The 11024-nt window shown below is 50.1% G+C and carries 9 protein-coding genes; 2 read left to right on the forward strand and 7 right to left on the reverse strand.

The annotated features are described in order from the left end of the window. Window positions 1–111: 111 nt before the first annotated feature. A complete protein-coding gene (locus QOR82_RS07935; protein ID WP_283584237.1) occupies window positions 112–1245 on the forward strand; it encodes a hypothetical protein in 1134 nt (377 codons plus the stop codon). Between the two features lie 218 nt (window positions 1246–1463). Further along, window positions 1464–2894 carry an amino acid permease gene (locus QOR82_RS07940; RefSeq protein ID WP_283584238.1) on the forward strand — a complete coding sequence of 477 codons (1431 nt, stop codon included), beginning with the start codon at window positions 1464–1466 and terminating at the stop codon, window positions 2892–2894. A gap of 102 nt (window positions 2895–2996) precedes the next feature. Here QOR82_RS07940 and QOR82_RS07945 read toward each other — a convergent pair whose 3' ends face one another. The 7 genes from QOR82_RS07945 to QOR82_RS07975 all read right to left on the reverse strand — a co-directional run bounded on the left by QOR82_RS07945 (window position 2997) and on the right by QOR82_RS07975 (window position 10845). Further along, entirely contained in the window at window positions 2997–3587 is a 591-nt protein-coding gene (locus tag QOR82_RS07945) for a ferrochelatase (protein WP_283584239.1), read from the reverse strand. A 191-nt stretch (window positions 3588–3778) separates the two neighbouring features. Then, complete coding sequence (locus QOR82_RS07950) at window positions 3779–5164, reverse strand: C69 family dipeptidase (protein WP_283584240.1); 1386 nt, start codon at window positions 5162–5164, stop codon at window positions 3779–3781. Window positions 5165–5286: 122 nt separating this feature from the next. After that, window positions 5287–5901, reverse strand: a complete 615-nt coding sequence (locus QOR82_RS07955; protein ID WP_283584241.1) for a DedA family protein — start codon at window positions 5899–5901, stop codon at window positions 5287–5289. A gap of 99 nt (window positions 5902–6000) precedes the next feature. Beyond that, a complete protein-coding gene (gene smpB, locus QOR82_RS07960; protein WP_283584242.1) occupies window positions 6001–6474 on the reverse strand; it encodes an SsrA-binding protein SmpB in 474 nt (157 codons plus the stop codon). 22 nt (window positions 6475–6496) lie between these two features. Continuing rightward, window positions 6497–8941, reverse strand: a complete 2445-nt coding sequence (gene rnr / locus QOR82_RS07965) for a ribonuclease R (protein WP_283584243.1) — start codon at window positions 8939–8941, stop codon at window positions 6497–6499. Window positions 8942–8999: 58 nt separating this feature from the next. Beyond that, window positions 9000–9239, reverse strand: a complete 240-nt coding sequence (gene secG / locus QOR82_RS07970) for a preprotein translocase subunit SecG (RefSeq protein ID WP_283584244.1) — start codon at window positions 9237–9239, stop codon at window positions 9000–9002. Window positions 9240–9303: 64 nt separating this feature from the next. After that, window positions 9304–10845 (reverse strand): ClC family H(+)/Cl(-) exchange transporter, encoded by a 1542-nt coding sequence (locus QOR82_RS07975; RefSeq protein ID WP_283584245.1) that lies wholly within the window; start codon window positions 10843–10845, stop codon window positions 9304–9306. Between the last annotated feature and the right edge of the window lie 179 nt (window positions 10846–11024).

The following is an 11024-nucleotide window of genomic DNA, read 5'->3' on the forward strand; positions in this document are numbered from 1 at the left end:
ATGATACCTGATGTCACGCCGAATGGCGTTTTTTATTTACCACCAACTGGGTGGCTAACTTCATTCTATAATCCACCATATATATTTATTTTATTTTTTGGGGGAGTATCTATGAAAAGGAAGTATTTGAAATGTTCAATAACAATACTGGCACTTTTCGCCGGTATGGCAATTTCTGCTTCAATGACTCACGCCGCTACCACGACTGTTTCATCTACTGTTTCTAACACTGATACCAAACTAGCTAGTGCTCAAACAATAGAAAACAGTGTTTCTTCTTTGCCAGCAAAACAAGCCCAAAATGAACAGACCGACAATTTCTCCGCGATTACGCCTGCTAATGCTGACGCGTCACTGACCACAGAGGCCACTAATAGTACCTATCAGCAAGCCATTGTCAATACCAATGCATTTGTCCAAAACGCCACACCATATAATGGCTGGAAGCAACAAAGCAATGATGATTTAAACTATTGGACCTACTATCGTAATGGGCAGCAAATAACTCAAGAGGGTTGGCAATGGATTAACGGTGCTTGGTACTACTTTCTTGATGGCGGAAGAATGGCAGCCAACGAGGTTGTTAAAGACCTCCATGGTAATCTGTACGCTTTTGACAACAATGGTCATTACTACATTAATAGTCGGGCTATCGATCCATATTTCGGTGACGGGACAGCATTCGTATATGCTTCCGCCAATGGTATCTTGTACGGAGATGGCTGGCACTGGATTAACGGTAATTGGTATTACCTCCTCAACCCGGGCAACGGTCCTGAATTTCCAAGTATCGCCCAATCGGGATGGCAACATCTTAACGGATCTTGGTACTATCTCGATGAATACGGCTGTATGTTAACTGGCTGGCAATATATTAACAGTTTCCATTCCGCCTGGTACTATTTCCAACCTGGCTCTGGTCATATGTTAACTGGCTGGCAGTACCTGAACGGTCACTGGTACTACCTCCAGCTTGGTTCTGGCCACATGCTCACTGGCTGGCAGTACCTGAATGGCCACTGGTACTACCTCCAACCTGGCTCCGGCCACATGCTCACTGGCTGGCAATATCTGAATGGCCGTTGGTATTTCTTTAACGGCAGCGGTGACGCAGCAAGTGGTTGGAGAATGATTAATAATAAGTGGTACTACTTTGACCCGCAAAATGCTTGGATGGTTACTGGTCAGCAAAACATTAACGGGAAGAACTATTCTTTTAATGCTTCTGGAGCCTGGGAAGATTGAAGTAATTTTTGAACAACAACCCAATGCAGCATTGACACTTTTTCTGCCAATGCTGTTTTTATTTGTGCTGCATTACCAATGATCCTCACAAAAGCAAAATTGCTCATAACAATTAGGCATGGAGATTAATCATTAATAAGCATTTTACATAGCCACATTTGGCCCTTACACTTGAATCATCCAAATAATAATATAACCTCTTTCGGAAAGGAGTTCATATGAATAATAAGAATGGTCACATCAGACATACTTTGCGTTCGCGGCATTTGACGATGATTGCCCTGGGAGGAACAATTGGAACCGGGCTTTTCATTGCCAGTGGTTCCGCCATTACTACTGCAGGTCCTGGCGGCAGTTTAATCGCCTACATGGTGATGGGCGTCATGGTCTACTTCATCATGACGAGCCTCGCTGAAATGGCAACGTACAATCCCCGTAGCGGGTCCTTTACTGACTATGCTGCCCGCTATGTTGACCCAGCTCTGGGCTTCGCGATGGGCTGGAATTACTGGTTTTGCGGCGCAATTACGGTCGCCGTTGAATTGACCACCGTCGGCATTGTGATGAATTTTTGGTTCCCCCACGTGGCCTCTTGGATCTTCAGCTTGCTGGCGTTCGTGATAATCTTCCTAATTAATTACTTCTCGGTTCGAGCTTATGGGGAAACAGAATTCTGGCTAGCCCTGCTAAAAGTTCTGGCCGTTGTCTTCTTTGTAATTATCGGGGCACTGGTAATCGTCGGTATCCTGGGGCCGCACAAGGCTGTGGGTTTGCATAACTTCACCTATCGCCAGGCCCCCTTTGTCCATGGATTGTCCGGGATCGTCAGCGCCTTTGTTGTGTCTGGTTTCTCGTTTCAAGGAACAGAAATGGTCGGCATTGCAGCTGGCGAATCTAAGGATCCAGCCCACAGTGTGCCCCACGCCATTAAGGCGACCTTCTGGCGAATTATTTTATTCTACATCTGCACGATCTTCGTAATTGCCTGCATTCTGCCATACACCAACAAGCACCTGCTGAGCTCAGACGTGCAAGACATCGTAACCAGTCCGTTTACCCTCATTTTCCAAGAAGCTGGTCTGCGGTACGCCGCAGGAATCATGAATTTCGTCATCCTGATTGCGGTCTTATCCTCAGCCAATTCCTGGCTCTACGCAATTTCTCGAATCATCTATTCCCAGTCAATGGACGGCTTTTTGTGGAAGGGATTCCGACAGGTTAACCACCGTGGCGTCCCGATCATTAGTTTTGTAGTGATGGCTGTACTAAGTCTCGCCATCTGGGGATTACAATTTATCGGTCCCCACGTTTACAACTATTTGATTGCCGCGACCAGCCTGGGTGGTTTTGTCGAATGGCTGGGAATTGCGATAGCACATTACCGTTTCCGGCGGGGCTTCTTAAAACAGGGACATCGTCTTGATGAGTTGAATTATTCTGCAGGATTATTCCCGTTTGGCCCGATCCTGGCCTTTATCTTGTGTACGATCGTGATCGTTGGCCAGGACATCAGCGCCTTTGCCAAGCTGGACTGGTCCAGCATTTTAATCACCTACATGAGCATTCCAGTATTTTTGCTCTTCTTCTTTGGCTACAAAATCGTCCACCATACGCACCTTGTACCACTAGACAAGATGAGCCTGAAATAACTTTGACAGCAAAGGAACCAGTTCAACACTTCCTCTTATCACAACACAAAAGGGACCCTGGAAGATCGCACTTCCAAGATCCCTTTTCCCATTTTCAAGCATTTAATTGTTCAATAACCCCGCCGCTAACAACTTATTGGCAATTGCTTGGCCAAGCAAAGGATCATCATTGGGCATTGGTGCCCGCTTAAACTGGGCTCCATTAGCTTCAACAATCTGCTTAAGGACGATGTCAACGTCATAATCGATCTCCAAGTTATCATTGATAAAACCAAGCGGAACAGAAAGAATCTGCTTCGTCCCAGCTTTGACAAGGTCACGAGCAACATCTTCAAAATTAGGCCCAATCCACGGAATTGGCGAGCCCTTGCCGGCTGATTGCCAGCCCAGCTGGTAATCAGCACTAGCCAGGTGCAGCCGTTTGGCGATGGCCAACACATTAGCCTCGACGTTCTTCTTATAAGGATCGCCATGTTCCAGAATCATTTGCGGCAACGAATGAGCGCTGAAGAGCAACTTCGTGCCATCAAGAGCCAGCCAGTCATGCGATTGGAGAATTGCCTGCTCCCAATATTGCTGTAACGCCGGTTGGTCCCATAAACCATTAATTTCATGGTAGGTGACCTGTGGATAATCAGCGAGAACTTTTTTAGCGGCACCGTGGTACATCCGTGCGTTAGTGGGCCATCGCAAGCAAGTGGAAAAGCTTAAGCAGCATGTTAGCGCCCACTACGCTAACTTATACCTAATTGGAATGCCCGACTGTGTTCGCCAGGCCAAAACGGCTGCAGAACAAATTGCCGCTAATTAACCGTTATACAAAAAGACGTTACCGTCCGTGAAATGATCATGGACAGTAACGTCTTTTTAGTTATTCATGAGTGTTAGTAATTCAATTTCATCTGCAAAGAGCCTTTCTGGACCATTTCACCCAGGCACTTCAGGGCCAGGTCATGGGCAGCCTTAGCAGTCTTTTCGTTAGCATCCATCAGCAATTGCTGCTGGGCTTTTTCATCCTTGGCATCCGCAAACTGAGCGTCCGTGGTGGCCACAATGTGCCGGCCTTGCGCTAAGGTGTTGCGACCAAGAGCTTCCAAGCTGGCATTGTAGCGCCAATTGTGGTCGTCGCCCATCGTGGCAATCGTGTGGGTGAGCCAGTACATGTTATTAATGTCGAATTTCTTGCTGGAGTCGCGGTACGGTGCTGGGGTGTCCAGCACGTTGGTGTAAAACGGTGCCAAACCGTTGTACGGGTTCGGCCCGTAAGCCAGCCAAATGATGCCCGCCTCTGCTGGGTCGACGTTTGGCCGAACTTGCAGGACGTGTACTTCCTGGTTGCGCTGGATACCAATCGGCCGGAACTGGTGCTTCTTCTCCGGTGTCCCCTCGTAGGTGTCGTAAGGGGTGTGCTGGTAGTGGGAGCTAAGGGCGTACTTGACGTCTTCGACCGTCAACAGGTGTTCCGGCTTCTTGGCAAAAGGCATCTCCGGGTCATCCGGCCGCAAATCATCGTGCGGGTTGAAGAGGTGCTGGATGTACCATTGCCGTGGGATGTTGTAGCCATAGTCCGAATCATTATGGCTGCCGAAGATGTGCCGAAGGTTGTAGCCGTCGCGATCGAGATTTAGATGATTGTCTTCAATCATCTGCTCGAGGTCGGCAGAAGCCATCGTGTCATCACTGTTAAAGTCGAAATCGGTAATGCTAAACCAGTTTGGTGCAGCAACATAAGAATCATCAGGAACCTTCTTGGCCGCCCAGTGATGGCCGCCGATCGTCTCCATGTACCAGACTTCATTGGCATCGCCAAAGGCAACCCCGTTTGATTCATAAGTCCCGTACTTTTCCAGTAGCTGTCCCAGGCGCTGAACCCCTTCGCGGGCAGTATGAATATACGGCAGAACGATCGTCACAAAATCTTCTTCCCCGATTCCCTTAGGGTTTAAGGGATCGACACCCAAGACCCGTGAATTGGTCGTGCTGGTCTCAGTAGCCGACATTGAAACGTTGGCGGTATTAATCCCCACTTCGCCCCAGTAGCCGTCCTTTTTGATGTCTGCTTCCAGCAGCGAGGTGTAACGCTGAGGATCTTTCGGCAGTTCCAGCTTCAACTTGTTGTGGACGCTCTGGTAGTGAACCGGCTGGTCTTCCGGCTTGATAACGACAAAGCGCTTCGGGTTAAAAGCCGTGAAATAGTCCTCATTGCGGGCCACCATTGCAACCCCGTCTGCACTGGCTTTCTTACCAACCAAAATTGTTGTACATGGCATTTTATCGGTCCTTTCACAAAAATCATTTTAATGCATTCGTTTTCATTATACCCTGCTGGGCCAATAACCACCAGCGAAGCGATGCGCAACCGTAAGTAAATCCGCACAAAACGATAATAACTTTAGTTTTTCCGAATCCGCCGCGACCACCAGTAAATGACTAGGAGAATCAGCAAAATGGCGATGATAATCATAACAACGGCCGTATAGTCATTGAACAGCTTGACAATCCGCATCCACTGATCGCCGGCCAGAGCACCCAGACCAACCAAGAGAGTGTTCCAAAGGGCACTTCCGAGGATAGTCAAAACCGTAAAGCGCGCTAAGGGAACCCTGGCAATTCCGGCCGGAATCGAGATCAAACTCCGGACCACTGGGATGCAACGACCGTAAAAAATTGCCCCGATCCCGTGGCGGTCAAACCAAGCTACCGCCCGTTGAACGTCACTAGCCTTAAAGCCCAGCAGTCGAAACAGCCGCGTTTGCAACAAGCGCTCCAACCGGGGCGGCGTTAACTGACGCCCGATCATCATTAAGATGACAGCCCCTAAAAGTGAACCGAGAGTCGCACTGAGCACGACACCCCAAGCTGACAGGGCCGTTCGGGTTGTTAGAAAGCCACTCATCGTCAAAATGATCTCCGACGGTAAGGGGGGAAAGACGTTTTCGGCCGCAATTAATAGGCAGATAGCCACGTAGCCATACTGATCAATCAAAGTTGTAATAATGTGATCCATCCGATCCTCCTACGTTAAAGGGCTGGGAAACCACTGCGTTCCTCAGCCCTAAAAATTCTTTACTATTGCGTCCACCAATCCATCCAGCAGAACACTTGTCTAATAGTGCTTCATCACCCGAGCAATCTGACGGTCCGTTTCCCGCTTCTTGATCGCCTCGCGCTTATCATACTGGTGCTTCCCCTGAGCTACCCCGAGCAATACCTTGGCGTAACCGTGCTTGATGTACATCTTCAAGGGGATCAAAGCGATCCCCTGCTTTGATAATTCACCACTCAAGCGGCGCAACTCCTTTTTATGGAGCAGCAACTTGCGATTGCGCAGGGGATCATGATTATAGATGTTGCCCTGATCATACTCGGCAATGTGCACGTTCATCAGCCAAGCCTCACCGTTACGGATCTGGGCGTAACCATCCTTCAAGGTGACGCGGTGAGCCCGCACCGACTTGATTTCGGTGCCGGTTAGAACCAGACCGGCCTCGATCGTCGATAAGACGGTATAGTCGTGCCGGGCCTTCCGGTTCTGAGCCACCAAGTTACTGTTTTTTTCTTGATGGGTCTTCTTGGCCATGCCATTACCTCCCTTTTATTTTTTAACGGTGCCGAATCGTAAAATCATATTCCCGGCGGTAATTGCGATGACCCTTATTGTGGCGTCGCCGTCCCCGGTGCGGTTCATCCCCGCTGTGCCGGGTCTGACCCCGGTTAATCTGGAAGCTGTTCCGTTGCCCATTATCCACGTTGTGGTCACCGCTGCGGTGCTGAGTATGTCCAGAATGACCACGATGGTGCTGACCGCCACGATGATCATGATTACGATTGCCGTGGCCACCATGACCATGGCCATGACTACTCCCGGCGACCCGCAGCTTGGTCTTCGGCGCGTTTTCTGGGTTAACCAGTTCAAAGTCAACTTCGCGCTGGTCCTTATCCACCCGCAGTAGTTTTACCTGGAGCGGTTGGCCAATCTGGAAGATCCGGTGAGTTCGGCGACCGATCAATGCGAGGTGCTTCTCATCATACTCGTAGTAATCGTCCGTCATCGCACTGATGTGGACCAAGCCTTCGACCGTATTCGGCAGTTCTACAAAGAGACCGAACTTCATCACGGAACTGACCTGGGCGTCAAATGTTTCACCGACGTGGTCCTGCATGTATTCAGCCTTCTTCATGCTGTCCACATCCCGTTCCGTGTCGATTCCTCGCCGTTCGGTGTCCGAGGTGTGTTCAGCAATCTCGCTGAGATCGTCCTTGAACTTGGCTTGGGCCTTAGCCCCCGTCCCATTTGCGGTATACCACTTGATCATCCGGTGAACCATTTCATCCGGATAGCGCCGAATCGGCGAAGTGAAGTGAGTGTAGAACTTCGCTGCCAGACCAAAGTGGCCAAGCTCGTCTTCACTATACCGGGCCTGCTGCATGGAGCGCAGCATCATAACTTGCACCATCTGTTCTTCTGGCTTGCCCGCAACGTCCTTCAGCACCTGCTGGAGCATCTTCGGCGTTATGTGGTTAGGATTGCCATGTACGATGATCCCAAAGACCCCGAGAAAGTCGAGAAAATCCTTCATCCGGTCTTGATCCGGCGTTTCATGAACCCGGTATAAGAACGGAACGTGCTTATTGAAGAAAGTCTTCGCCACGGTTTCGTTAGCCGCCAGCATGAACGATTCAACCAAACGTTCCGCGGTCCGCCGTTCCCGGAGTTCAATATCGGTCGGGTGACCATCGGAATCAACAATAATCTTGGCCTCAGGAGCGTCAAAGTCAATTGCCCCGCGCTCGTGACGATGTTTAGCGAGAATGTGGTGCAATTCATTCATCGTTTCAAACATCGGTACGAGATCATGGTACTCTTCACAAGCCTGCGGATCATGATCCTCGATGATCGCATTGACGGCCTTGTAAGTCATCCGGGCATGGGACTTCATCAGTGTTGGGCCAATCCACGAGTTAACAACCTGCCCTTGGGGATTAATTTCCATTTCACAGCCCATCGCCAGCCGTTCTTCACCGGGGTTAAGGGAACAGATGCCATTAGATAATTTCTTCGGCAGCATCGGGATTACCCGGTCTGTCAGATAAACAGAGGTCCCCCGTTTGTAAGCTTCCCGGTCAAGCGGGCTGCCGTAGTGAACATAGTGCGTCACATCGGCGATGTGGACCCCCAGATGGTAATTGCCATTATCCAGCTTCCAGGCCACCACCGCGTCGTCCAAGTCCTTAGACTCGATGGCATCGATGGTCACCAGCGGCTGGTCAGTCACATCCTTGCGCCCCTCTTTTTCTTCTGGCAAGACATGATCAGGGATCGCCGCAGCTTCTTTTTTAACATCCTCCGGAAATTCATGGGGGACGTCGTGGGCGATGACTGACGACATGATATCAACGCCGGGCTGATCTTCATCACCGATGACCGCTTGCACCGTGCCCGTAATTACGCCAGGGGCGTCATCGCTTGGGTAAGTAGCGATCGTTGCGTCTACCACTTCACCATCCATCGGCTTTAAGCCCTTGTCAGTGACATAAAATTTGAAGTTGCTCAGCTTCTTGTCCTTGAGAATAATTTCACCGATAAAATCACCCAAGGTCAAAGTCTTGAATTCACCGACCATGTGTTGGTAATGGTGTTCGATGATTTCCGTCACCTTCCCGACCGGCCCCATATCAGACCCCGGTTTCGGTTGCCGTAAGATCTTAACTGCAACCTGGTCACCGTTCATCGCATGTAGGGTATCATCGGAATTGATATAGATGTCAGGCATGTTGGCATCATAGTTGACAAAGCCGAAGCCCCGTTCGTTGCCACGGAAAGAACCAGTCAGCGGCTGCGACTTGATGACCAATTTAAATTCACCGAGATCCGTCACCTCAACCTTGCCATCCCGTTCCAGTTGGGCCAAGGCCTGAACGACCGGCGTAAATTCATCCGCCTTCGGCATGCCGATTGCCCGGGCAATTTTTTCTGCAGAAAAGCTCCGCGTCGGTTCATCCTGCAATTTTTGTAAAATACGTTCTGCTAACTTATTATCACTCATATAATTCTCCGTTTTGAAAAAGCGCCCCCTGAGTATTTTCAGGAGGCGTCGCTAGGCTTTAATGTGCTGAAAGATAAACCAGGGCCAGCGCCAGAATGAAGAAGATGGCACCCAAAATCGTGGTGACAATCTGCATCACGGCTTCAAAGCCCCGGGCCTTTTTCCGGGAAAACAGATCCCCGGCACCACCCGTCAAGGCGGACATCGCGTCATTGTCGTTCTTGGCCGGTTGCATCATCACGCAAGCAATCAAGATGACGCAAACAATCAAGAAAATGGTCATTAAAATATTATACAAGGACCTTTCCTCCTCATGTTAACCGCTATAACTGTTTTATATTAACATATTTAGCCGCACTTGGCTATGATTGTGCATGGTGAGCCGCGAAGTTTATCTGAGCTTGATCGCGCTCGTAATGCTTGCCTGCCAGTTCTACAACCAGGGTATCACCAGCGTGAAGCAGCGTTTCCCCGTGGGGCATTAGATGGTCGTCACCCCGGTAAATGTCGGTAACGAGACTCCCAGCCGGCCAAGAAAAGTCCCGAATGCGTTTCCCATCCAAGGCTGACCCGGCAAAGACGGCAAAAGTGGTCTTAGTCAGACATTGATGCGGCTGCACCGGCTGTTTATTCATGAAATTATGGAACATCGCCATGTATACTGGTGTCCCGCCGAGCCAGTCAACAACTACATAAGCGACGATCGCAACAATCGCTAACGGCATCATATGCGCTAGTGAGCCGACCATCTCTGTAATTAACAGAATCGCGGTAAAAGGGGCCTTGGAGATACAGGCGAAGTAGCCAGCCATTGCGTAAATGACAAAGTTGGGCAGGTAACGCGCCGGCAGCAAGCCCAGCTGGTTTGCTGCCGCGCAGTAGAAGGCCCCGAACACGGCCCCCAGCGTCAGGATCGGCAAGAAAATTCCACCAGGCAGCTCCGAGCCGTAACTGATCATCGAAAAGATAAAACGCAGAATGAAGAGTCCCGCAAAGATCCAAAGACTGAAGGGTAAGCGATTCAGGTTGGTAATCAGCTGATTACCGCCGCCCAGTGTGACTGGCCAGAACCAAGCAATCGGAATCACTAGAAGAAAAGGAATCACTGGGTAGCAAACGGGGTTGAGCCAGTGTACCTGACGAACCCATTTGGGCAAACGCAGGATAACGTACTGATAAAGCCGTCCCAACAAGCCCAGAAAAAGTCCCAGTAGGACCAGGTGCCAGTAATAACGGAGCGGCAGATATTCCTTATAGGGCACCAGCAGGTCTGGGGCAAGACTGAAGAACTGAACAGAAACCATGTTCGAAGCCAGGGCACTGGCAAAAACCGACAGCCAAAGCAGAGGAGAAAAGTTGTGGTAAACCTCTTCGAGAACGAACATCGTCGAGGCGATCGGCGCGTTAAAGGCAGCCGACAGGCCGGCAGCCGCCCCACTAGCGATGCCGACTCGGCGCTCGATGGTCGACTGGTGAGTGCTTTCACAGACCCCCTGGCCAATCGTCGCCCCGAGTTGGATCGATGGTCCTTCCCGACCGAGGTAGAGCCCTGATCCAATTCCCAGGATCCCGCCGAGAAACTTACGCCAAAGGACGGGCCACCATTGTTCATCAAACTGACCGGTCAGCTGCCCCTCCACCTGGGGAATCCCGGAGCCTTTGATGTTCGGGTTCCGCTGGGCCAGACGGCCGAGGAGCAGAGCAAGAATCACTGACGCCACAACCCAGGGGATCAGCCAGACCGGATGGTGATGGAAATAACGGAAGCAGAGCATCACCCATTGCAAGCTCGTTTGAATCGCCAGCCGAAAGAAGCTGACCACCAGTCCCGTCAAGGCCCCGATAATGATGGCCCTCAACAATTGCTTGGCCGTCCCGTAACGTAAGGTTTCACTTTCTTCGATCTGCTGTTTGGCTTGTGGTGCTTGCAAAATCATATCCTCCCATCGTTGTGCTTTTATCAGTTTAGCACAAGTCCGTCCTTGATTGGTCAGAACCAAGAAAATAAGGGTCTATATTAACTGGTATTGGTGAAAGCCGATGCCAGTTTTTATTATCTTAAATTGGCTAAATAAAAAAGGAC

The organism is Limosilactobacillus difficilis, assembly GCF_947387495.1.
GTDB classification, from domain to species: Bacteria; Bacillota; Bacilli; order Lactobacillales; family Lactobacillaceae; genus Limosilactobacillus; species Limosilactobacillus difficilis.